The organism is Pseudomonas sp. GL-B-12, assembly GCF_019955895.1.
Lineage (GTDB): Bacteria > Pseudomonadota > Gammaproteobacteria > Pseudomonadales > Pseudomonadaceae > Aquipseudomonas.
Map to the genome: position 1 here is coordinate 16,222 of NZ_JAHBCX010000049.1, position 23,188 is coordinate 39,409.

General features: G+C 59.5%; 23 protein-coding genes. 8 read left to right on the forward strand and 15 right to left on the reverse strand.

The features are described 5' to 3' along the window. Positions 1-3: 3 nt before the first annotated feature. Positions 4-876 carry a LysR family transcriptional regulator gene (locus KGA85_RS24525; RefSeq protein WP_223455750.1) on the reverse strand — a complete coding sequence of 291 codons (873 nt, stop codon included), beginning with the start codon at positions 874-876 and terminating at the stop codon, positions 4-6. 99 nt (positions 877-975) lie between these two features. Here KGA85_RS24525 and gstA point away from each other — a divergent pair, with 99 nt between their 5' ends. Further along, on the forward strand, positions 976-1,578 hold the full coding sequence (gstA, locus tag KGA85_RS24530) for a glutathione transferase GstA (protein WP_223455749.1): 603 nt from the start codon (positions 976-978) through the stop codon (positions 1,576-1,578). A gap of 129 nt (positions 1,579-1,707) precedes the next feature. Here the strand turns inward: gstA and KGA85_RS24535 are convergent, their stop codons facing one another. From KGA85_RS24535 to KGA85_RS24550, 4 genes are all read right to left on the reverse strand, one after another. After that, positions 1,708-2,721, reverse strand: a complete 1,014-nt coding sequence (locus KGA85_RS24535) for an ABC transporter substrate-binding protein (protein WP_223457957.1) — start codon at positions 2,719-2,721, stop codon at positions 1,708-1,710. Then, positions 2,718-3,266 (reverse strand): sigma-70 family RNA polymerase sigma factor, encoded by a 549-nt coding sequence (locus tag KGA85_RS24540; RefSeq protein WP_223533696.1) that lies wholly within the window; start codon positions 3,264-3,266, stop codon positions 2,718-2,720. Before KGA85_RS24540 ends, KGA85_RS24535 begins: the two co-directional genes overlap by 4 nt. Positions 3,267-3,399: 133 nt before the next feature. Continuing rightward, positions 3,400-4,191 carry a phosphate/phosphite/phosphonate ABC transporter substrate-binding protein gene (locus KGA85_RS24545; protein ID WP_223543449.1) on the reverse strand — a complete coding sequence of 264 codons (792 nt, stop codon included), beginning with the start codon at positions 4,189-4,191 and terminating at the stop codon, positions 3,400-3,402. 145 nt (positions 4,192-4,336) lie between these two features. Continuing rightward, on the reverse strand, positions 4,337-5,278 hold the full coding sequence (locus KGA85_RS24550; protein ID WP_223543450.1) for a fatty acid desaturase: 942 nt from the start codon (positions 5,276-5,278) through the stop codon (positions 4,337-4,339). 328 nt (positions 5,279-5,606) lie between these two features. Between KGA85_RS24550 and KGA85_RS24555 the strand changes: the two genes are divergently transcribed. Further along, positions 5,607-6,026: a GNAT family N-acetyltransferase gene (locus KGA85_RS24555; protein ID WP_223457965.1), complete on the forward strand. Its 420-nt coding sequence runs from the start codon at positions 5,607-5,609 to the stop codon at positions 6,024-6,026. A gap of 26 nt (positions 6,027-6,052) precedes the next feature. On the opposite strand, the gene def is transcribed toward KGA85_RS24555, so the two are convergent. Together def and KGA85_RS24565 are read right to left on the reverse strand one after the other, a co-directional pair. Beyond that, positions 6,053-6,592: a peptide deformylase gene (def, locus tag KGA85_RS24560; RefSeq protein WP_103397564.1), complete on the reverse strand. Its 540-nt coding sequence runs from the start codon at positions 6,590-6,592 to the stop codon at positions 6,053-6,055. A gap of 2 nt (positions 6,593-6,594) precedes the next feature. Then, positions 6,595-7,551, reverse strand: a complete 957-nt coding sequence (locus tag KGA85_RS24565) for a YihY/virulence factor BrkB family protein (RefSeq protein WP_046042267.1) — start codon at positions 7,549-7,551, stop codon at positions 6,595-6,597. 353 nt (positions 7,552-7,904) lie between these two features. On the opposite strand from KGA85_RS24565, the gene KGA85_RS24570 reads away from it, so the two are divergent. Then, complete coding sequence (locus tag KGA85_RS24570) at positions 7,905-8,282, forward strand: hypothetical protein (RefSeq protein ID WP_223543451.1); 378 nt, start codon at positions 7,905-7,907, stop codon at positions 8,280-8,282. Between the two features lie 147 nt (positions 8,283-8,429). On the opposite strand, the gene fadD1 is transcribed toward KGA85_RS24570, so the two are convergent. Continuing rightward, positions 8,430-10,130 carry a long-chain-fatty-acid--CoA ligase FadD1 gene (gene fadD1, locus KGA85_RS24575; RefSeq protein WP_223457971.1) on the reverse strand — a complete coding sequence of 567 codons (1,701 nt, stop codon included), beginning with the start codon at positions 10,128-10,130 and terminating at the stop codon, positions 8,430-8,432. Between the two features lie 404 nt (positions 10,131-10,534). Next, positions 10,535-12,223, reverse strand: coding sequence for a long-chain-fatty-acid--CoA ligase FadD2 (fadD2, locus tag KGA85_RS24580; RefSeq protein WP_223457973.1), 1,689 nt, complete (start codon positions 12,221-12,223; stop codon positions 10,535-10,537). Between the two features lie 245 nt (positions 12,224-12,468). On the opposite strand from fadD2, the gene KGA85_RS24585 reads away from it, so the two are divergent. From KGA85_RS24585 to KGA85_RS24600, 4 genes are all read left to right on the forward strand, one after another. Beyond that, on the forward strand, positions 12,469-13,413 hold the full coding sequence (locus KGA85_RS24585; RefSeq protein WP_223457975.1) for an alpha/beta hydrolase: 945 nt from the start codon (positions 12,469-12,471) through the stop codon (positions 13,411-13,413). Positions 13,414-13,455: 42 nt separating this feature from the next. Next, positions 13,456-13,926, forward strand: coding sequence for a MaoC family dehydratase (locus KGA85_RS24590; protein ID WP_007995982.1), 471 nt, complete (start codon positions 13,456-13,458; stop codon positions 13,924-13,926). A 336-nt stretch (positions 13,927-14,262) separates the two neighbouring features. Then, positions 14,263-14,499 (forward strand): DUF3820 family protein, encoded by a 237-nt coding sequence (locus KGA85_RS24595; protein WP_003227425.1) that lies wholly within the window; start codon positions 14,263-14,265, stop codon positions 14,497-14,499. A gap of 19 nt (positions 14,500-14,518) precedes the next feature. Next, positions 14,519-15,700 carry an aminotransferase class V-fold PLP-dependent enzyme gene (locus KGA85_RS24600; RefSeq protein WP_223457977.1) on the forward strand — a complete coding sequence of 394 codons (1,182 nt, stop codon included), beginning with the start codon at positions 14,519-14,521 and terminating at the stop codon, positions 15,698-15,700. Between the two features lie 2 nt (positions 15,701-15,702). Here the strand turns inward: KGA85_RS24600 and KGA85_RS24605 are convergent, their stop codons facing one another. The 4 genes from KGA85_RS24605 to zwf form a co-directional block, all read right to left on the reverse strand. Then, the gene (locus KGA85_RS24605; protein WP_223457979.1) at positions 15,703-16,428 is read right to left on the reverse strand and encodes an intradiol ring-cleavage dioxygenase; all 726 of its coding nucleotides are present in this window, start codon (positions 16,426-16,428) and stop codon (positions 15,703-15,705) included. A 195-nt stretch (positions 16,429-16,623) separates the two neighbouring features. Continuing rightward, the gene (locus KGA85_RS24610) at positions 16,624-17,289 is read right to left on the reverse strand and encodes a bifunctional 4-hydroxy-2-oxoglutarate aldolase/2-dehydro-3-deoxy-phosphogluconate aldolase (RefSeq protein WP_223457981.1); all 666 of its coding nucleotides are present in this window, start codon (positions 17,287-17,289) and stop codon (positions 16,624-16,626) included. Positions 17,290-17,306: 17 nt separating this feature from the next. Continuing rightward, positions 17,307-18,026 (reverse strand): 6-phosphogluconolactonase, encoded by a 720-nt coding sequence (pgl, locus tag KGA85_RS24615; RefSeq protein ID WP_223457983.1) that lies wholly within the window; start codon positions 18,024-18,026, stop codon positions 17,307-17,309. Beyond that, a complete protein-coding gene (gene zwf / locus KGA85_RS24620; protein ID WP_223457985.1) occupies positions 18,013-19,482 on the reverse strand; it encodes a glucose-6-phosphate dehydrogenase in 1,470 nt (489 codons plus the stop codon). The genes pgl and zwf overlap by 14 nt, the downstream gene beginning before the upstream one ends. A 228-nt stretch (positions 19,483-19,710) precedes the next feature. Between zwf and KGA85_RS24625 the strand changes: the two genes are divergently transcribed. Further along, a complete protein-coding gene (locus KGA85_RS24625) occupies positions 19,711-20,571 on the forward strand; it encodes a MurR/RpiR family transcriptional regulator (RefSeq protein ID WP_170948639.1) in 861 nt (286 codons plus the stop codon). Between the two features lie 148 nt (positions 20,572-20,719). Here KGA85_RS24625 and KGA85_RS24630 read toward each other — a convergent pair whose 3' ends face one another. Next, complete coding sequence (locus KGA85_RS24630) at positions 20,720-21,574, reverse strand: D-hexose-6-phosphate mutarotase (RefSeq protein WP_223457987.1); 855 nt, start codon at positions 21,572-21,574, stop codon at positions 20,720-20,722. A 113-nt stretch (positions 21,575-21,687) separates the two neighbouring features. Further along, positions 21,688-23,034: a carbohydrate porin gene (locus KGA85_RS24635; protein ID WP_223457989.1), complete on the reverse strand. Its 1,347-nt coding sequence runs from the start codon at positions 23,032-23,034 to the stop codon at positions 21,688-21,690. Between the last annotated feature and the right edge of the window lie 154 nt (positions 23,035-23,188).

Genomic DNA, 23,188 nt, shown 5'->3' on the forward strand with positions numbered 1-23,188 from the left:
GGGTTACCGTCCGTCGAGCATGTCCAGCAGCGCCTGCACCGCCGCCGACGGCGGTTTGTTCGTCGCGACCACCAAGGCAAACTCGCGCTCGATCCGCGGCAACACCGGTACGACGCGCAAACCTTGCCGATTGCCCGGCAGCGTCATCTCCGGCACCAGGCTCACGCCGATGTTTTCCCGCACCAGGGTGAACGCACTGCTCCATTCGCGGACCTCGACGCGCACATCCTGCAGTTGCAGCCCCGCATCGGCAGCCAGGCTTCGCGCATTGGTCGAACAACCGCCCGTGGCCAGTACAAAAGGTTGCGTCACCAACTCTTCGAGGCAGACGCCTTCTTCATGGGAACGCCGCGCCAGCGGATGGCCCCCGGGCAATACCGCCATCCAGGCATCGCGTCCCAAAGGACTGGCCTTGCGCTCGGCAGACGGATTGAGCACCACGCCAACATCCACCAACCCCGCGCCGAGCAGGGTTTCCACTTCGTCATCGCTGACCTCCAGTGCGACCACCTCAATGCCGGGGTAAAGCCGATTGAACTGACGCAGCAACGGCGGCAGAAAGGTCGCCAGTACCATGGGAAAACTGGCCAGGCGAATCGTCCCGCGTTCAACACCTTTTGCGGCCTCGACGGTGCTGCGAATGGCTTGTAGCGCACCGAGCATGGTCCGTGCCTGCTCGATAACCGGCAGGCCGATGGCTGTCGGCAACGTCTGGCGGTTTTCCCGGGTGAACAATTGAACACCGAGGGTTTCCTCGATCAAGGCCAGGGCCTGGCTGGCGCCTGACTGGGTCATGCCGACCCGTTCGGCGGCTCGGGTGATGTTGCCGGTATCCGCCACGGCCACCACCATTCGCCAGTGCATCAGGTTCATCATGGCAGTAGCTTTCCTTATGGCAGCTTTCTGAAAGATTAATTTTACCGGGGGCGCCGCGCACTATGACACTGGCGTAAATCCACAACCAGAGCCCGCCCGATGAAGCTGTATTACGCCCCCCAAGCCTGCTCGCTGGCGCCGCATATCGTGCTGCGTGAACTGGAACTGCCTTTCCAATTGATCCGCGTCGACAACATCAGCAAAACCACGGCCAACGGCGACGACTTTCTCGCCATCAACCCCAAGGGTTACGTCGCTGCCTTGCAACTGGATAACGGCGAAGTGCTGACCGAAGGGCCGGCGATTCTGCAATTCCTGGCTGATCTGCGGCCGCAAGCGAAACTGGCCGCAGTGCAGGGGACATTCGAGCGAGTACGGTTGCAGGAATGCCTGAACTTCATCTCGACGGAGATTCACGGCGGGCTCGGCTGGCTGTTCAACGCTCGATTTACCGAAGAGGTGAAAGCGCTGATCAAGGAGAAACTGTTCAAGCGTTTTGCCGTGTTGAACCAGACGCTGGAGCGGCAGGATTACTTGATGGCGGGCGGGTTGAGCATTGCTGATGTGTATTTGTTTACGGTGCTGCGTTGGGCTCGGTTGTTCGACATTGAATTGAATGAGTGGCCGGCGTTGGCAAGGTTTCAAGCCAGGGTGGATCAGCGGCCGGCGGTGAAAGCGGCGTTGGCCGCCGAGTTGGCGTAAGACTTGAGATCAATCGCGAGCAGGCTCGCTCCTACAGGGTATCTTTGTTGACCACGGGATTTGTGGGCACAACCGACCCAATGTGGGAGCGAGCCTGCTCGCGATGGCTACCTTCCAGACACTACAAAACTACAGGTTGGCACTCACCTTGATGGCCACCTCCCCCGGCACCCAGCCCTTCCACACCTGCGGCTGTTCACGCAAAAACGCTTCGGCGACTTCACGGGGTTTCTGCCGCTTTTCACTCATCTGGCCCAAGGTCTGGTTCAACAGATCGATCGGCAAATCGACCTTTTCAAAGAACGTCACCAGGTCCGGGTATTGCGCCTTGAACGGTGCCGATACGCCGATGGCCAGGCTCGCCGGCATCGAGCGCGTGCCTTTGGGGTTCGGGTTGTTGGCGTCGGCCAAGGTTTTCCAGGCTTCAGCGTCGAACGGCGGTTCGTCGAGTTTCACCAGTTTGAAACGCCCCAACAGCGGTGTCGGCGACCAGTAGTAGAACAGCACCGGTTTGCCACGACGGATCGACGACGCCACCTCGGCATCCAGTGCGGCACCGGACCCTGTGCGGAAATTGACGTAGCTGGCAGTCAGGTCATAGGCCTTGAGTTTCTGGCTGTTGACGATTTCCGAGGTCCAGCCAGTCGGGCTGTTGAGGAAACGTCCACGGCTCGGGTCTTCAGGGTCACGGAACACGTCCTTGTACTTCGCCAGATCAGCAACGGATTTCAGCTCCGGAGCCAAGGGCTTGATGCCGCGCTCGGGATCGCCCTTGATCACGTACTCCGGCACCCACCAGCCTTCAGTGGCGCCTTTGACCGTATCGCCGAGGCCGAACACCTTGCCCTCCGCCGCCGCCTTGACCCAGGCGGGACTGCGTCCGGCCCACTCTTCACCGATGACCTGAATATCGTTTTTCGCCAGCGCCGCTTCAAGGCTGACGGTGCTGCCCGGCAGCGTGTCGGTCGGGTAGCCGTAACCTTTTTCAACGATCAGGCGCAGGATTTCCGTGATGAAACTGCCGCTTTCCCAGGTGATATCGCCAAAGTGGATAGGTGCCACTTTTTCCGTGGCCGATGCCGGGTGGGACAACAGGCTCAGGGCCAGCAGCGAACTGCCGAGCAGGGTTTTGATCGATCTCATGCGGACCTCTTGTTCTGGAGTGGGCTGTTCAGGAATTGATTGGCGCTGTGCCGGTCGCACAGGGCCTGGGAACGGGTCATGTAGTCGCTGACCGAACGCAGCGAGATGCCCAGCACCGCGGCGATTTGCGGATAGGTCAGGCCGTCGATCCGCGACAGCAGGAAGGTCGAGCGGACTTTGCCTGGCAGCCGTTGAAGACTGCGATCCACACGGCTCAGGGTCTGGGACACCTGAGCCAGTACCTCCGGCGATTCGGCGTGGATCGGCTCGGCCTGTTGCAGTTGCTGAAGATACCGGCGCTCCAGCCCCCCTCGGCGCCAACGCTGATAGAGCAGGCGCTGGGCGATGGTGGTGAGCAAGGCACGGGGTTCACGGATTGCCGTCAGGCCAGGGGCCTGGAGCAGTTGCACGAAGGTTTCGCCGGCAATGTCTTCGACAGCGGCGGCATCGTTCAGAGACTGACGCAGGCGTTTGCAGAGCCAGTGGTAGTGTGCGCGGAACAGGCCGTCCACGTGTTTGCGATGAAGAATATCGGCGCCGGACATAGGGGCTCCTGGGTTAGGGGTCGCTGAATGTCCGGTGGTCCGGTGAGGCGAATCCTAGCAAGGAGCCTTATTCATTAATAATACTTAAAACTTATTTTTATATTCTATTTTGAAATTAAAGCTTTATTGCGTCCTATCGCAAATCCCCATACCCCAACGTCTCGGCTTCACGCTGATAATCGAGCACAACCTGATAGTCGCTTTCGCTGGCGGGCAGTACCTCTGGCAAACCGAGGATTTCGGCAACCTCCGGCAGTTCGCGCAACGCCAGGTTCATCACCCTTAGCAGCTCTTCAGCCTGCTCATCGCTGACCGTCGCGGCGGTAATGAACGGTAAGGCAGGACTGAGCGCAGTGCGGGCAATCGCTCGCAAACCAGCCACTTCCTCTGCGGCATGGCGTGCCAGATAGGCAAAGGTCACGCTGTCGATGGCCGCCAGATCGGCAAGGTCTTCGCGTAACCAGCGCAGGCTTTCACGATGACTGCCGCTGATGCCGACCTGAGCAAAAAACCGCCCGTCACGTTGCAACGGCGCCAACCGGTGGCGCAGCAGATTCATGCCGCTGTTGGAATCCAGGCCATTGATCACGCCTCGGCTGCCGCGAAAATCCGCCAGGGTTGGCCGTGCATCATCAATGCGTCCCAGAATCAGGCTGCAATGATTGCCGCCGCTGCTGTCCGGCAGCTCATAACGAGGCCGCCCCAGCACCCGGACCTTGCCGCGCAATGCCGTCATCAGCGGATAGCCGCAGGTTTGTGTCAGCAGCAAGTGCGGCGACAACCACATCTGCATCAGGGACAGGCCTTCGGCATCACGGCGGGTGTCGCCCAGATGCTCGAGGATTCGTGCCAACCAGCGTGTGTTGGCCTGATGGATGGGTTCCGGGGCGGTGTACATCAGCAGTTCAGCGATGTGTTGGGTCATCGAAATAGTCCCATGCAATGAAAATCCCCTGTGGGAGCGGGCTTGCTCGCGAATACGGTGTGCCAGTCCACTTAAATGCTGGATGCCCAATCGCCTTCGCGAGCAAGCCCGCTCCCACAGGGGGGGAAGGCGTTTAGCAAAAAAATCAGTGGAACGGATGCTGTGGGCTATCAATAGCCTTCACTCCATGTTCACCCCACAGCTGCCCATAACCCCGCACCAGAAACCCGCCACTGCGCGCCAGCCATTGCTCGCGGCGGGCCCGGTAAGCGCGGGGCAAGTCGTACCAGGGCAACCCCGGCAACTCGTGATGCACCAGATGAAAATTGAGGTTCAGGAACAGCCAGCGCCACGGCCACGCCGCTTCATTGAGCACCGTGCGTTGCTCCGGCGCGGCATGAGGTCGATGTTCATAGTAGGAGCGAACCATGGCGATCGACAGCGCCGGCACACTGATCAAAAACAGGTAATGCCAAACTGGCAACACACTGAAGCTCGCGATGAACAGCAGCATCAACCCGGTCATCAAGCCGTGACTCAACCACATCAGCCAGGCCTGGCGCTCGCCCGCTCTCAGGCGTTGCAGTTCTTCCCGAACCAAGGCCAGCAAGGCCAGCGGTGCACCCAAGGCAAAGCGGCCGAGCACGGTTTTGTTCAGCCAGTGCAGGCTGCGCACCAGCGGTGAACTGCCCTGCCACTGCCCGGTGCTCAGGTAACGGCTTTCCGGATCGCGACCGGGGATCGTCAGGTCTTCGTCGCGGTGATGCAGCAAATGGCTATCGCGGTACAAGGTGTACGGATACCAGACGGCAAACGGCGCGTAGCCAAGGATTTTGTTCAGGGTTGGCCAGCGCGTGGGATGGCCGTGCAGCAGTTCGTGTTGCACGGATAACCACAGCACCAGCAATGGAATCAGCAACAGCGTGCTCCACCACAAACCCAATCGATGGCTGTTCAACACGATGCCAAACCAGCCGCCATACACACCGATCAACAGCAACCAGGTCGGCCATTCGGTGCGCGCGGTGAAGCGTCGGCGCAGGGTTTCGATTTCTTCTTGGTGGGCGCTATCAAAGTAATGGGGCATGGCGTTGCTCAGATCGGGAACCAGTCCCCTTCTGTGCATTGGCCTTGGGAAATCTTGCAGATTTTTTCTGGAGGATCGCTCCCATGTTGCATGGGAGCGATCAATCAACGCGGGATCAGTGACCGAACACACCGACCTTCTTGGCCTTCTTGTCCGCGCGCTTTTCAATGGCGGTTTTCACCGGTTTCTTTTTCGCCGATTTCTTTGAATCCATACCTTTGGACATGATGCGTACTCCACTCATGGGGATGTGAGATCAGGTATACACCTATCCCGGCGCGCGCGTTCTTTTATAATCGCCCGCTTTGCACACCGACAGTCCGAGACCATGCCCGATACCCAATTCACCCTGCTCGACGAGCCGTTATGGCCATTGATGAACAAATTCTACCGCGCTCACCAATCGTCGATGAAAGCCGTACGCGACGCAAAGCTGTGGGTGGCCCGGCGTGAGCAGATTGTTGCCGTGCTGTGTTTGCGTCCGGTGTCCGGCGGGCATTGGCTGACCGGGTTGTTTGTCGATCCGGCCTGCCGCGAACAAGGGCTTGCCGCCGGGTTGATTGCGGCCGCGGTGAAGGATTGCGAACTGCCGGTGTGGTTGTTCTGCCATCCGGACTTGCGGGGGTTTTATGAGCGACGCGGGTTTACTTTCAATCCGCCGATGCCTTACGCGATGGTTGAACGCTTGAGCCGTTATGCGCGCAGCAAGCCGATGATTGCGATGGGGTTGGCGCCTGCTCAAGCCTGATGAAGGTCAAATGTGGTGGATTTGGGTCAATCGTCCGCGTTGGGGTCCAGGTCCGGGAACATCACCTCGGTGAAGCCAAACTTGCTGAAGTCGGTGATGCGCGACGGGTACAGGCGGCCGATCAGGTGATCACACTCATGCTGCACCACCCGTGCGTGGAACCCCGAGGCAATGCGTACGATGGGCTCGCCCTTGGGGTCGACACCTTCGTAGCGAATCTGCTGGTAACGCTGCACCGCGCCACGCAGGCCAGGCACGGACAAACAACCTTCGAAGCCCTCTTCCAGGGTCGGGCTCAGCGGTGTGATCAACGGGTTGATCAGGATCGTCTGCGGCACGGCCTCGGCATCCGGATAACGCTCGCTGTGCTCGAAACCGAAGATCACCAGTTGCAGGTCGACGCCGATCTGCGGAGCAGCCAGGCCAACGCCCCCCACACTTTCCATGGTCTGGAACATGTCATCGATCAGTTGCCACAGCTCGGGGCTGTCGAACATCTCGGCCGGCACTGGCGGGGCAATGCGCAGCAGGCGCTCATCGCCCATTTTCAGAATTTCACGAATCATGATCAGGTTTCATCAATGGTCGGTTTGTGTGAGTGATCGCGGCCCAGGCCCGACACGTGGTGTTTTTCCTCATGGACGGGACCATGCTCGCCAGCCACTTTTTCACCAGGGTCCTTGCCCTCTCGTGACATGTGCTCGATCACGGCATTCATCTCCGCGCCCAGCAGCAGCACCGCGGCGGAAATGTAGAAATACAGCAACAGCACGATGATCGCACCGATACTGCCATACATGGCGTTGTAGTTGGCGAACTCCTTGACGTACAAACCGAAGCCCAGGGACGCGATGATCCATACCACCACCGCCAGCACTGAGCCTGGGGTGATGAAGCGGAATTCCTGTTTGACGTCCGGCATGACGTAGTAGATCAACGCCACCGCGACCATCAGCAGGATCACGATCACCGGCCAGCGCGCGATGGTCCAGAGGGTGACGATGAAGTACTCAAGGCCGACCTGTGCAGCGATCCAGCTCATCACCTGCGGCCCGAGCACCATCAGTGCCGCGGCGATCAGCAGCATGCCGGCAATGCCGACGGTGTAGATGATCGACAACGGAAAGCGTTTCCACAGCGGGCGCCCTTCAACCACGTCGTAGGCGGCGTTCATCGCGCTCATCATCAGCCGCACGCCGGCGGAGGCGGTATACAGCGCTATCACGATACCCACTGACAGCAAGCCGCCCTTGGATTGCTGCAACTGGTCGATCACCGGGTTGACCTGCTCCAGCGCCTGGGGCGGCAATACGAGTTCCGATTGCAGGCGCAGCCAGGAGAAGAAGTCGGGTAGATGCAGGAAACCGATCAGGGCGATCAGGAACAGGATGAATGGAAACAGCGAAAAGAGCATTTGATAGGCCAGCGCCGAGGCATAGGTCGACATCTCGTCGGCGATGAACTCGGTGACCGTGCGCATCATCACACGGTGCAGGGGCAAGCCTCTCATGTCCGGGAATATCATTCGCGTCTCCATTCGCCGCATACGGATTGGGTTGAAGTCGTGGCGACTCAGGGGCTGTTTTCTTTCATCAAGGTAGCCCAGTTGGCGAGTTTGAAACAAATTCAGCGTGCAAGTTCAGGCTGACACAAAAACGGCCACCTGAAGATGGCCGCGTCTTCTTTTCATTCAAGGCATTTCAATGCAGGAAAGTCGTTACACAAGGTTGACCAGGGGCTTTTGCAGGGAGTTTCATTTATTTCACCACGACATTTCATCGTTCAGTGCAGGTTGCGCTTTATGTTTGCGGGCCAACCCCTGAGAATGCGCATCACATTCAGGCCATGGCGCTGAAGATCCAATCCCGTAGGAACGTTATGAAACTCGATAAAAAGCAGGCCATTGCCCGCAGAAACCAGGAACTCGGCGGTGCTGTGCTTGGCGTCAACAACTGCCACTTCGCCGAACTGAACCGTAACCGCAACATCTGGTGGTTCGATCTCCCGGTGACGCGCCTGGCCGTGGGTCAGTACGAGTGGATTCACCTGCTGATGCATACGCCGGCCACTGACGAACTGCTGCACCTGAAAGTGCCGACCGTGTTCCTGCGCGAGAAGCTCGAAGGCCTGGTGGTGCGCAATGAAGGCAAGCGCAAGGCGGCATTGAGCCTGGAACTGAGCGCCGACAAGGACTCCTTCCTGCAAGACATGCGCCCGGCGGGCACCAACGTCAACTTCGCGCCGTTTCGCTTGTAGGAGCGAGCTTGCTCCGGGCGGCGTTCCGACGATGGATTCAAGAGCGCTGCGTTTAACCAGTAAACACGCGTTATCGTTAACGACCATCGCGAGCAAGCTCGCTCCTACAGATGCAAAAAGCCCCGCATCTGCGGGGCTTTTTGTTGATTACGCGGTAGCTTTCTTCGCGTTGATCTTCTTCAGCTCTTCATCGCGCAATTCACGACGCAGGATCTTGCCGACGTTGGTGGTCGGCAGTGCATCGCGGAACTCCACGGAGCGCGGGACCTTGTAGCCGGTGACGTTGGCGCGCATGTGCTCCATCACCTGTTCCTTGGTCAGGGTCACGCCCGGTTTGGCAACGATGAAAATCTTGATCGCCTCGCCCGACTTCTCGTCCGGTACACCGATGGCCGCGCATTGCAGCACGCCCGGCAAGGTGGCCAGCACGTCTTCGAGCTCGTTCGGGTACACGTTGAAACCGGACACCAGGATCATGTCTTTCTTGCGATCGACAATGCGCATGTAGCCATCGGGCTGGATCAGCGCGATGTCACCGGTCTTCAACCAGCCTTCGCTGTCGAGGATTTCATCCGTGGCTTCCTGGCGCTGCCAGTAACCTTTCATGACTTGCGGACCCTTCACGCACAGTTCGCCGATTTCGCCCAGAGGCTGCTCGACACCGGCATCGTTGATGACTTTGCACAGGGTCGACGGCACCGGAATACCGATGGTGCCAACCTGGATGTGTTGGATCGGGTTCACTGTCGCCACCGGGCTGGTTTCGGTCATGCCGTAGCCTTCGCAGATGGCGCAACCGGTCACCGCCTTCCAGCGTTCGGCCGCGGCCAGTTGCAGGGCCATGCCGCCCGACAAGGTGACTTTCAGCGCAGAGAAATCCAGTTTGCGGAAGCCTTCGTTGTTGCACAGGGCCACGAACAGCGTGTTCAGGCCGACGAAGCCGCTGAACTTCCACTTCGACAGTTCCTTGACCATCGCCGGCAGGTCGCGCGGGTTGCTGATCAGGATGTTGTGGTTGCCCGCCAGCATCATCGCCATGCAATGAAAGGTGAACGCATAAATGTGGTACAGCGGCAGCGGCGTGATCAGGATCTCGCAACCTTCATTGAGGTTGGAACCCATCAGTGCCTTGCACTGCAGCATGTTCGCCACCAGGTTGCGGTGGGTCAGCATCGCGCCCTTGGCCACGCCGGTGGTGCCGCCGGTGTATTGCAGTACCGCAACATCACCGCTGGCCGGGTTGGCTTCCGCCACTGGCTGGCCCAGGCCTTTGCTCAGCACGTCGTTGAATTTGACGGCCTTGGGCAAGTGATAGGCCGGCACCATCTTCTTCACGTACTTGATGACGCTGTTGATCAGCAGACGCTTGAGTGGCGGCAGCAGGTCGGCGACTTCGGTGACGATCACGTGCTTGACGCCGGTTTTCGGCACCACGGTTTCCGCCAGGTGCGCCATGTTGGCCAGGCAGACCAGGGCCTTGGCACCGGAGTCGTTGAACTGGTGTTCCATTTCCCGCGCGGTGTAGAGCGGGTTGGTGTTGACCACGATCAGCCCGGCGCGGATTGCACCGAAGACGGCTACCGGGTACTGCAACACGTTGGGCAGTTGCACGGCGATTCGATCGCCAGGCTGCAAATCGGTATGCTGTTGCAGGTAAGCGGCAAACGCACCGGACAATTCGTACAGTTCACCGTAGGTGAGTGTCTTGCCCAGGTTGCTGAATGCCGGCTTGTTGGCGAAGCGTTGGCAGGATTGCTTCAACACTGCCTGAATATTCGGATACTCGTCTGGATTGATGTCGACAGCAATCCCAGCTGGGTACTTATCCTTCCAAAAGTCTTCGATCATGGAAGCCCACTCCTCAGCAACGCGAATTCAGCACCGCATTTGATGCGATTATTATTGGTGTTTGGTCATTGGTGAATCTGGCTGATAGAAGGCCGAGAAGTCACAAAGCGCGCCGAGAGTAGCAGCTTTGCCAAGGGTCGACTAGAGCCAAAATCGGCCTCTACGGTCACAATTGTGACTCAAGACTTGCAAGCGGTCATTTTAGAGCAAAAAACCTATAAAGCCCTATAGCCCACGAAAACCGGGGCTTCGATGTATGAATGTAGGAGCGAGCTTGCTCGCGAAAAACCGGAAGCCGCCACTGGGCAGCTGGTTTGCGCGTTATCGTTCACGACCTTCGCGAGCAATCGAGCGTCGACCGGCTGCTCCTACAGCGATCCGCGCGAAGCGCGGCCATTCACAGATCAGGCAATATCACGCAACTCCCGCCGCAAAATCTTGCCCACCGGCGTCATCGGCAACGACTCACGCAGCACGATGTGCTTCGGTACTTTGTACGCCGTGAAGTTCTCCTTGCAGTAAGCCTTCAACTCTTCAAGGCTGACCCCTGCCTCACGGGCCACCACGAACAGCTTCACCGCCTCCCCCGACCGCTCGTCGGGCACACCGATAACCGCACAGTTGGCGACGTTCGGGTGAGCCATCACCACGTCTTCGATTTCGTTCGGGTACACGTTGAAGCCCGAGACAATGATCATGTCCTTTTTGCGGTCAACGATACGCACGAAACCGTCCGGATCGATCACCGCAATGTCACCGGACTTGAACCAGCCCTCGGCATCCAGCACTTCGGCCGTGGCATCGGGTTTCTGCCAGTAACCCTTCATGATCTGCGGGCCTTTGATACACAGTTCGCCACGCTCACCCAGCGGTTGTTCGACGCCGTCATCGCTGATGACTTTCAGCGTGGTACCCGGCACCGGCATGCCGACCGTGCCGATCCGCGATTGGCTGCCGTAGGGGTTGGTGCAGGCCACCGGCGAAGTTTCAGTCAGGCCGTAACCTTCGGTGATGCGGCATCCGGTCAGTTGCTCCCAACGCTCGGCGGTGGCCTTGACCAACGCAGTGCCGCCAGAGTTGGTGAGCTTGAGGCTGGAGAAGTCCAGAGTCTTGAAGTCCGGGTGATCCATCAGCGCGACGAACAGCGTGTTCAGCCCCAACAGCGCCGAGAACCGCCAGTTCTTCAGTTCCTTGATGAAGCCGGCGATATCCCGTGGATTGGTGATCAGCACGTTGTGGTTGCCCGTCACCATCATGCACATGCAGTTCGCCGTGAAGGCATAGATGTGGTACAGCGGCAGCGGCGCGATCATCACCTCCTGGCCTTCGCGCAACAACGGCTGACCGTCGCTGGCCGACTGGCTGAGGCAGGCCCGTGCCTGTTGCATGTTCGCCACCAGGTTGCCGTGGGTCAGCATCGCACCCTTGGCCAGGCCCGTGGTGCCACCGGTGTATTGCAGCACGGCGATGTCGTCGAGGCCGACGCTCAGCGGCTTGATACCCAGGCCACGGCCCATGTGCAATGCACTCTTGAAAGAAACGGCCTGGGGCAAGGAATAGTCCGGGACCATCTTCTTGACCTTGCTCACCACAGTGTTGACCAGCCAACCCTTGGCGGTGGGCATCAGGTCGCCCATCTTCGCTTCGATCAGGTACTGGATATCGGTGTCGGGCAGCACTTCCTGGACTTTCTGGCCGAACATGTTCAGGTACACCAGCGCCCGGGCACCGGAGTCCTTGAACTGGTGGCGCATTTCCCGCGCTGTATACAGCGGGTTGGTGTTGACCACGATCAGCCCGGCGCGCAAGGCGCCGAACACGGCAATCGGGTAATGCAGGACATTGGGCATCTGCACCGCAATGCGGTCCCCCGGCACCAGGTCGGTGTGGCCTTGCAGATAACCGGCGAAGGCGGCGCTCTGGCGTTCCAGTTCGGCGTAGGTCAGGGTCACGCCCATGTTGCTGAACGCAGGGCGGTCAGCAAACTTCTTGCAGGAACGCTCGAACACCTCGATCACCGACTTGTAGGTTCCCAGATCGATATCCAGGGGTACACCGGCCGGGCGTTTGTCATTCCAGAAATCAGGTTGCATTGTTGTTGTCCTCTTTACCTGAATCTATCCGGGGCCACTTTTCTGTCATTTTTCAAAAAAAATGCAAAAAGCGGAGCTTCACGGACACTAGCAGTTATGACGTAGCAGGCAAATATGCCCACAGCCGTCATTGACCGTATGAATCTACTCGCCGTGGCGTAGGCTGATCAGACGCCCAGCCAAGGATGCGCTATAAACTGCAACGAGCTGTTTGCGACCAGGCAGCCTCATGCAAAGGAACCGCCATGATCCATGACACTTTCTGGCTGACCACGAGCGACCACAGCCGCCTCTTCGTCAACCAGTGGCTTCCCGACGGCAGCCTCAAGGCAATGATTCTGCTGGCCCACGGCATGGCCGAACACAGCGGTCGCTATGGTCCCCTGGCGCAAAAGCTCTGTGACCAGGGCTATGGCGTGTGCGCGCCGGACCTGCGTGGACATGGCAAAACTGCCGAAAACGGGACCCTCGGGCATTTCGCCGATGACGATGGCTGGTGCAAGGTCGTGAGCGATCTGGCCTGCATCAACCAGCACATCGGCCAGCAGCACCCTGGCGTGCCGATCGTGCTGTTGGGTCACAGCATGGGCAGCTACATCGCCCAAGGCTATCTGCTGCACCACAGTGCCAGCCTGCACGGGGCAATCCTCAGCGGTTCGAACTTCCAGCCCGCGGCGCTTTATCGCGCGGCACGGCAAATCGCCCGTCTCGAACGCCTGCGCCAGGGCCAAAAAGGACGCAGTGCATTGATCGAATGGCTGTCGTTCGGCTCGTTCAACAACAAATTCAAACCGGCACGCACGCCGTTCGACTGGCTCAGCCGTGATCCGGCGCAGGTCGATCTGTACGTCAACGACCCGCTCTGCGGTTTCCGTTGCACCAATCAACTGTGGATCGATTTGCTCGGTGGCTTGCAGCAAATCAGCAAAGCGTCCAATCTCGCCCAGATCGATCCGGGCCTGCCGCTGCTGGTGATTGGCGGCGAATGTGATCCGGTGAGCGAAGGCAAACGTCTCAAGGATCTGGCCGACGCGCTGCGGACGGCCGGTAGCCAGCACCTGCAACTGACCGTTTACCCGCAGGCGCGGCACGAACTGTTCAACGAGAGCAACTGCGATGAAATCATCGCCGATGTACTGAACTGGATCGCACAGGCCTTGAGCACTCCTCGGCCGCACCGGTCCGAATAGTTTTTTTGTGAGTTTTTTAATTCGTAACAGGAATTGAGACAAATGACCCAGGTTACCAACACCCCTTACGAAGCCCTCGAAGTCGGCCAGACCGCCAGTTTCAGCAAGACAGTCGAAGAGCGCGACATCCAGTTGTTCGCCGCGATGTCCGGCGATCACAACCCGGTGCACTTGGATGCCGAATACGCCGCCAGCACCATGTTCAAGGAGCGCATCGCCCACGGCATGTTCAGCGGCGCGTTGATCAGCGCAGCGGTCGCCTGCGAATTGCCTGGCCCGGGGACCATCTACATCGGCCAGCAAATGAGCTTTCAGAAACCGGTGAAGATCGGCGACACCCTGACCGTGCGCCTGGAAATCCTGGAAAAACTGCCGAAGTTTCGCGTGCGCATTGCCACTCGCGTGTTCAACCAGCGCGATGAACTGGTGGTGGATGGCGAGGCGGAAATCCTCGCGCCACGCAAGCAGCAAAGCGTGACCTTGACCACGCTGCCGGCGATCAGCATCGGCTAACCCTCTGTGACGAGGGGGCATTCCGACAAGCCCCCTCGCCACAGTCCCCGTAGTACCTCAAATACTGCAGTCTCTTGCAATTCCTGCTCGCATAAAAAACGCCAGGCTAGCTGGCATTATTCATGTCGGTCATTTTTCAATTCCTCGCGGTTGATGAAAGGTGCAATGAGAAGTGCACCCTGCATGCCAGCCTGGAACTGATTACTTATTCTTTATTTTTCAAAGAGCTAGCCATTATCAGAAAATCTGTATCCGTTTTATTTGCATGATCTGTCATTTGGCCTGCATGCAGAATGCCTGTATTTTCCAGACTGACCGAATCAAGACGACCGATTGATGAATCCTGAAAAGCTCGAACTGCTGATTACCCGCGAAATGCCCTTCGGCAAGTACAAGGGGCGAATCATTGCCGACCTGCCCGGCCCTTACCTGAACTGGTTCGCCCGGGAGGGTTTCCCTCACGGCGAGTTGGGCGGCCTGCTGGCCCTGATGCAGGAAATCGATCACAACGGTTTGTCGGACTTGCTCGAACCGCTGCGCGCCAAACACGGCAAACCTGCCCCGCGCCACTGAATCACCTACCGAGTAGCCCATGCCCGACAACACCCGCCGCGCCCGTGATGAAGCCTTCTGGCAAACCTTTGCCGACCGCTACGATGTCGAACCCGGCCCGCTCAACCTGGAGAACGGTTACTTCGGACGCATGTCGCGCACGGTGGTCGAGGAATACCAGCGCAACATCGAGCTGATCAACCGCAGCAACTCGGTCTATGTGCGCCAGCGCTTCGAACAAGGCGACAGCCTGAAGATCCGCGCGCAGATGGCCAGGTTGATTGGCGTACCCGCCGACAGCATCGCCCTGACCCGCAACGCCTCGGAAGGTTTGCAGTCGCTGATCCGCAACTACAACCGGCTGCAGCCCGGCGATCAGGTACTGGTTTGCGATCTGGAATACGACACGGTCAAAGGCGCCATGCGTTGGCTGGCGCGCAATCGTGGTGTCGAAGTGATCGAGATCGAACACGCACACCCGGCAACCTTCGACAGCCTGCTCAATACCTATCGTGAAGCCTTCGCGCGACATCCGCGGCTGAAGCTGATGGCCCTGACCCACGTCACCCATCGCACGGGCCTGGTGATGCCGGTGCAGGCGATTGCAGCCGCGGCAAAGGAACACGGCATCGACGTCATCCTCGACGGGGCCCATGCCCTCGGCCAGCTCGAATTCGACCTGAGCGAACTGGGTATCGCCTTCGCCGGCTACAATCTGCACAAGTGGATCGGCGCACCGCTGACGCTTGGCTTTATCTACATCGCTCCCGAACGCCTGGCCGATATCGATCCGGACATGGGCGAAATGCATTTTCCGCCCGCTGACATTCGCGCCCGTACCTCGTACAGCACCCCCAATATCCCGGCGCTGCTGACCCTGCCGCTGGTGCTCGAAGAACATTGGGCGATGGGGGGTGCCGCGGCCAAGGGTGCGCGGCTCAATTATCTGCGCAACCGCTGGGTCGGTGCGGCTCGGCGGTTGCCGGGCGTCGAAGTCCTGACCCCGGATGACCCGCGCCTGTATTGCGGCATCACCTCGATGCGTTTTACCCGGCATGCCGACCAGCAACTCATGGTCCAGCGCCTGCTCAATGAATACAACCTGTTCACCGTGACCCGCAGTGGCGCGGCATGCGGTCCGTGCATCCGCATAACACCGGGGCTTACCACCACTGCGGCTGACATGGATGTGCTGGCCAGGGCACTGACCGAACTGGGCTGACGTCAGACGGTGTATTTGTCAAAGTCCTCGGGCTTGATCTGTGTCGACACGGCGAACGTGTCGATGCCGATGGTCATCTGCCCGAAGTATCCGTCTTCAGCCGAGTCCCGCCCCAGGGTGTGCACGCTCAGGGTCGATTCTTCACCGCCCATGGTTGTATAAAAAAAGTCCTGATCGTTGGTCAGTACCGGTACGGCTCGACCGCTGTACGGTCGGTTGCCGAGTACCGAGCGCGAGGCCACCTCAGGCAGGTAAAGCTGCCCGACCCAGGCGACATGCCGTTCTTGCAGATAGTTGTTGCCGGCCGTGATGCGTACGGCGACGTGAATGTGCAATGCGCGACCGGCGTAAAAACCCGGATAGATCGTGGTAAAGCGCACGATGCCCAACTTGTCGGTGAACTGCCCGCCACGCAGGTAGGTATCGTCATCGGTGCGCGGGACGGCGCCGATGTCACCGGTATCGACCTCGACGTCCGGGTTGATCTTGCCCCAGCCCGAATAGGCACCGCGGGCATTGCAGTGCCAGATATCCACCAGCGCATCGGGGACCGGCTCACCGGTCATGGCATCGACAATGGTCAGCCGCAACACCAACGGAGCGCCTTCAGCGCCTTCGCTGATGTTTCTGCGGATCAGTTTGGGGTTGCGGAAATACGGGCCGGCAATCTGTTCGGGGGACAGCAGGTAAACCGGTGCAGCGGGTGCAACTGAGGTGGTAGCGTCCATGACGTTCTCTCTTCCATAAGATGGACGCAGGCTAGCACTGGCCGATTTTCGTTATGCGGTAACTATGTATCGCATGATGTCCTTGGTCCCACAGGTTTCGAGTCGTACCTGTTTGTTCCGGGCAAAAAAAAACGGTGCACCGACCAAGCGCACCGTAAAGCCGTAGAACACACAACGAGGTGTAGGGTGAAGCGATCAGTCCAGCAGCGCCAAAGCCTCGGCGGTGCATTCCTGAATGCGGGCCCAGTCGCCGTTCTTGATCCACTCCGGATCAAGCATCCAGCTACCGCCCACGCACATGACGTTTTTCAATGCCATGTAGCTCTTGATATTGGCAGGTCCCACGCCGCCGGTCGGGCAGAATTTCACTTCGCCGAACGGGCCGCCCAAAGCCTTGATGGCCGCGACGCCGCCGCTGACTTCGGCTGGGAACAGCTTGAAGCGGCGATAGCCCAGACCATAGCCTTCCATGATGCCCGAGGCATTGCTGATGCCCGGCAACAGTGGAATCGGGCTGGCGACGCTGGCTTCCAGCAGATCACGAGTGATGCCCGGCGTGACGATGAATTGCGAGCCGGCCGCTTCCGCCGCCGCCAGCATGTGGCGATCCAGCACGGTGCCGGCACCGGTCACCAGTTCCGGACGCTGCTCACGCAGAATCTGGATGGCCTTGAGGCCGAATTGCGAACGCAGGGTCACTTCCAGGGCCGTCAGGCCACCGGCCGCGAGGGCGTCGGCCAGCGGCAGAACGTCTTGCTCGCGGGCGATGGTGATCACCGGCAGAATCCGCGCTTTCGCGCAGATGCTGTCGATCAGGGCAACTTTGTCCGCCATGGAAACGGTCGGGGATAGGTTTGTCATAGCGGCTGTTCCTTGGCTCATGGGCACCAGTAAATCTCTAACGTGGGTTGCAGAAACGCGCGAATCGGCATTGCGGCGACATCGTCACCGGCCAGTGCGGTACTCAGGGTGGTCAGCTTGGACTGACCGGAAATCGATAGAACCTTATGCTTGGCCGAGGCCAGCAGCGCGCGGCTCATGGTCAGGCGCTGATGCGGCACGGTCGGCGCCAGCATCGGCCAGCAACGACGAATGCCATCAGCCTGCAACGCCTCGGCAAGGTTCGGGCTGTTGGGGAACAGCGACGCGGTGTGGCCGTCATCGCCCATGCCGAGGATCAGCATGTCAATCACCGGCAGCTCGGACAGCAAACGGTCGGCCTGCTCGGCCGCCTGTTCCAGGTTGGCGCTGGCGCTGGCGCTGTACAGGCTGAGGAACTGCGCCTTGGCCGCCGCACCTTGCAGCAGGTAACGCTTGATCAGACCCGCGTTGCTGTCGGCGTGCTCCACCGGTACCCAGCGCTCGTCGGCCAGGCTGATCACCACGTTCGACCAGTCCAGCGTCTGCTTGGCCAGGTGCTGGAAAAATGCCACCGGGCTGCGGCCACCGGAAACCACCAGGGTCGCAGTGCCCTGGGCGTCGATCGCGTCGCTCAGTTGTTTCGCCACGTTCAGTGCCAGGCTTTCAGCCAGCAGCACCGGGCTCTTGTATGCATGGGCGCTGACGCCCTGCGGCAGTTTCAAATCAGATATCGCCATACCACGACCTCCCGTCCCGCGTGATCAGTGCAATGGAGCTCATCGGCCCCCAGGACCCGGCCGCGTACGGCTTGGGCGCATCACCGGATTTTTTCCACCCGGCGATCAACTGGTCACACCACTTCCACGCGGCTTCGATTTCATCTTTACGGACAAACAGGTTCTGATTGCCGCGCATCACTTCCAGCAACAACCGTTCGTAGGCATCGGGAATCCGTGCGCTGCTCCAGGTGTCTGAAAAATTCAGCTGCAATGGACCGCTGCGCAGCTGCATGCCCTTGTCCAGGCCTTGATCTTTGGTCATGACACGCAAGGAAATGCCTTCGTCCGGCTGCAGGCGGATAATCAGCTTGTTGCTGATTTGCAGGCGCTGCTCGGGAGCGAAGATGTAGTGCGACGGTTCCTTGAAGTGGATGACGATCTGCGACAGCTTCTGCGGCATGCGCTTGCCGGTACGCAGGTAAAACGGCACGCCGGCCCAGCGCCAGTTGCGGATGTCGGCACGCAGGGCGACAAAGGTTTCGGTGTCGCTCTGGGTGTTGGAATTGGGTTCTTCCAGGTACCCCGGTACCGCTTTGCCTTCGCTGTAGCCGGCGATGTACTGGCCGCGCACCACCTGGGTGGTCAGGCCTTCCGGGCTGATCGGCGCCAGGGCCTTGAGCACTTTGACCTTCTCGTCGCGGATGCTGTCGGCGGACAGGTCGGCCGGCGGGTCCATGGCGATCAGGCAGAGCAGCTGCAACAGGTGATTCTGGATCATGTCCCGCAGCTGGCCGGCCTTGTCGAAGTAACCCCAGCGGCCTTCGATACCGACCTTCTCGGCCACGGTGATTTCCACGTGGGAAATGTAGTTCTGGTTCCACTGGGTTTCGAACAGGCTGTTGGCGAAACGCAGGGCGATCAGGTTCTGGACGGTTTCCTTGCCCAGATAATGGTCGATGCGATAGGTGCGGTTTTCCGGGAAGAACTGCGCTACGGCGTCGTTGACCTTGCGCGAGGACTCCAGGTCCGAACCGATGGGTTTTTCCAGCACCACACGGGTGTTTTGCGCCAGGCCGACCTTGGCCAGGTTCTCGCAAATCGCGCCATACACGGCGGCCGGGGTCGCAAAGTAGGCGATGACCCGCTGCGAACTGCCGGCGGACTCGGCCAGGGCCACATAATCTTCGGAATTGAGGAAGTCGACGTGCAGGTAGCTCAGGCGCGCCAGAAAACGCTCGGCCACGGCTTCATCCAGCTCTTTGGCACCGACATAGCGGCGCAGCTCGGAGGTGATGAACGCCAGGTGTTCCTGCTCGCTGCCCGGCTCACGGGCCAGCGCGATGATCCGGGTGTCCTCGTGCAACAGGCCGGCGCCGTCAAGTTGATAAAGGGCAGGAAACAGCTTGCGCAAGGCCAGATCGCCAAGGGCGCCGAACAAGGCAAAGGTGCACGGTTCAACCGTAATCGAGAGCATGATGTTTGTTCTTTTATCAAGTTAAGCTACAAATACCTTTTTTTAAGGCATCACTCAAGGGAAAATGTAGTAATAACCACAACATTTTCGCAAAATACAGATTCCGAGTGGTGGTCGGTCGGAGCCATCAGTAGGATAGGCCACCGTTACGGGCCTCACCAAAGGCCCTTTTTGCATTAGCCGCGCGCTTATCGGTGCCGGTGAATCAAGGAAACTTATATGGACCGCGTGCGAAATTTACTGGAGCAAATCCAGAATCGCCTTGAAGAGCTGAACAAGGCCGAACGCAAAGTCGCCGAGGTGATCCTGCTCAACCCGCAGCAGGCCACCCGCTTCAGCATCGCCGCCCTCGCCCAGGCCGCCTCGGTCAGCGAACCGACGGTCAACCGTTTCTGCCGTTCGTTCGGCGTCAGCGGCTACCCTGAGCTCAAACTGCAACTGGCCCAGAGCCTGGCCAGTGGTGCCGCCTATGTCAGTCGTGCGGTGGAAGCCGATGACAATCCGGAGGCCTACACCCAGAAGATCTTCGGCAGCGCCATCGCCTCGCTGGACAGCGCTTGCCAGGCACTGGACCCGAACCTGATCAGCCGCGCCGTCGACCTGCTGATCCAGGCCCGGCAGATCCACTTCTTCGGCCTCGGCGCCTCGGCCCCGGTGGCACTGGATGCGCAGCACAAGTTCTTCCGCTTCAACCTTGCCGTCACGGCCCACGCGGATGTGCTGATGCAGCGCATGATTGCCTCGGTGGCCCATACCGGCGAGCTGTTCGTGATCATTTCCTACACCGGTCGCACCCGCGAACTGGTGGAAGTGGCACGCATCGCCCGGGAAAACGGCGCCTCGGTGCTTGGCCTGACCGCCGAGAACTCGCCACTGGCCAAGGCCAGCACCCTGAGCCTGAACATTCCGCTACCGGAAGACACCGACATCTACATGCCGATGACGTCGCGGATCATCCAGCTGACCGTGCTGGATGTGCTCGCCACCGGCATGACGTTGCGCCGGGGCGTGGATTTCCAGCCGCATTTGCGCAAGATCAAGGAGAGCTTGAATGCCAGCCGGTATCCGGTGGGTGATGAGTTCAACTGACCGATCCTGAATCTTTATTGCTTGAAAGGACGCCTTCGCGAGCAAGCCCGCTCCCACATTTGACCGCGTTCGTTCTGACGGAACCGGGTCACCTGTGGGAGCGGGCTTGCCCGCGAAGGGGCCAGCCCAGACACCACAAGATCCAGAACTAAGCCCCCACCCGCGCCTGCAAACTCAAATGCGCCCGCTCCCCAGGCTTCAGGCACAGGCTGTCGGTACCGCCACTCGCCGCCTCCACACAGACAAATTCGGATATCTCGTTCCAGGTCACGCCGAGCAACGGACGTGAACCGGGATGCCACACCACCGTGTCGGCCGTTTCACCCGTGTCGATACACAGCGCCCGCTGCCAGGCGTGGTCATTGAGCTGCAATTCGCCGTCGTGCTGGAACACCCGCTGGCATCCGCCGTCCACACGTAATTCGCCTTCCTGCTGACAAACCTGCCGGCTCAACTGGTCATAACCCTGCGCACCCTCGAGCCCAGACAGCGCTATCTCACTGACATCGCCAATACGCCAGTAAGCATGCAAAGCCTGGCTCAACTGGCACGGCATGTCGTCCTGATGCACGGTGCTCAGGCGCAGTTCCATGCGCTCACCCAGATGCGCATGCAGGTCCACCTGCCAGTCGCACAACTTCAGTTGCCAGTGCAATCGCACGCCATCGTCGTCACTGTTGCTGTCGAGCAGCTTCCAGTCGAGCAACCGCGCCCAGCCATGGGACGGCCAGGCGTTTTCGCTCGGATGCCGGCCATACCACGGCCAACACACCGGCACGCCGCCACGAATGGCGCCGACCTGCGGCCACTTCGCCGCGCACCACAGCCAGGGTTTCTGGCCCTTGGGCTGGAAGTGCAACAACTGCGCGCCCTGACGGCTGAACACCGCCTGACACAGCGGATGATCGATCACCAGCACGTCGCGCGTCTGATAGCGCTCCCACGCGAACACCGGACGTTCGCGCAAGGATTTGAAGAAGCGTTGTAGCGGATGCTCAAGCATGTGCCACGGTCCTGAAATCAACTGTCACCGGGGTGCGCGACCCGCAAAAAAAAGCGGACAGCCATGGCTGTCCGCAAATATGCGCACATGGAGAGAAGCTTATCGCAGACGCGTTAGAACACCGACTGAATTTTCAGGCCAGCCACCAGCGCGTTGTCGACTTCATCCACACCACCCGGGTGAGTGACGTATTGCAGGTTGGGGCGTACGGTCAGCCAGTTGGTCACGTGGAAGCCGTAGTTGATCTCGTAGTTGTATTCGGTTTCACGAATGGGCGAGAACAGCGGATTGTCGTATTCCGAAACACCGTTGGCCGCGTTGGTCAGCTCGGCGTTTTTCTTCACGTCATCGTTGACATGGATACGGGCGAAACCGATGCCCACGTCATCCTTCGGACGCGCGTCGAACGGGCCCTTGTACACAAACATCAGCGACTGGTAGTTGTCGATGAAGTTGGTGTCCTTGTCGTGGAAAGTGGCGTTGGCCGCGATGTTCAGACCGCGGGAAGCGTCGCCATTGTGGCTGGTGAGTTGCTGCTGCGCGACGAACCAGTAGCCGTGCTTGCTATCGTGGACGCGAAAAGGGTTGCCGGTGGTCGCGGCGTCCTGGCCGTTGTCGTCCTTGAGAACGTCGTCGGCAGGGGCAGTGCTTTTGTAGTAACCGACACGGTATTCGCCCGGCAGGTTGTTGACCTTCGGCGACCAGACCAGCTCGACCGGCAACACGGTGCCCGCAGTACCACTGCCGCTGAGCTTGAAGCCGTTGCCGTGCTCCAGTTGCGACGGGTTCTGGTTGTACGCGCCAATCTGAGCATAGAGCTCATCATTGATGTTGTACTTCACGCGGATCGCCGCCTGGCTGACCGGCCAGTTGAACCAGATGTTGGTGGCCCAGTTACCCACCTGGGATCCGCAGAACGCCAGGTTCTGGAATTCGCACGGGAAGGTGTTGAAGTCTTCACCTTCACCGAAGTAACCGGCTTTGACGTCCAGTTTGTTGTCGAGGAACTGATGCTGAATCCACAACTGGGTCAGACGGACCATATGACCACGACCGAAGACTTCCTGGGAGGAACTCAAGGTGCCGGCACGTGGATCGCCGATACGGTCGTTGGAGATGTTCTCACCGTTGCGGTTGGTGAGCTGGATCTTGGCCTGGGTGTTATCCCAGCCGAACAGTTTCTCCAGGTCCAGCGCCGCGCCCAGGCCAAACTGGTCGGCGTAGCGCGCGGTCTTGTCATCGTTGAAACCGCCATGCAGATTGCCGCCGACTTCACCGACGTAGTCCATCTTGATGTCGATGCCTTGCTCGATCAGCTTGGTACGCTCGCCACCCCAGTCGCCCGTCATCCATTTGGAGTCGGAGCTGAACGCTTCATCGGCCATCGCATTGCCGGCCAGAACCAGTGCTGCCGCTGCTGAAACCTGGCAGATCAACCGGGCCTTGTTCTTCATCTTCATCCCTACTTCCTCGTTTTATTGTTATTAACTTTTCTTCTTTAACGCGGTTACAACGGTTGCGACGGATGTCTCCACCCAACGCATATCCTCCCTGTGGGAGCGGGCTTGCTCGCGAAAGCGGTGTGCCATTCAACGCAGATGTCGACTGATACAC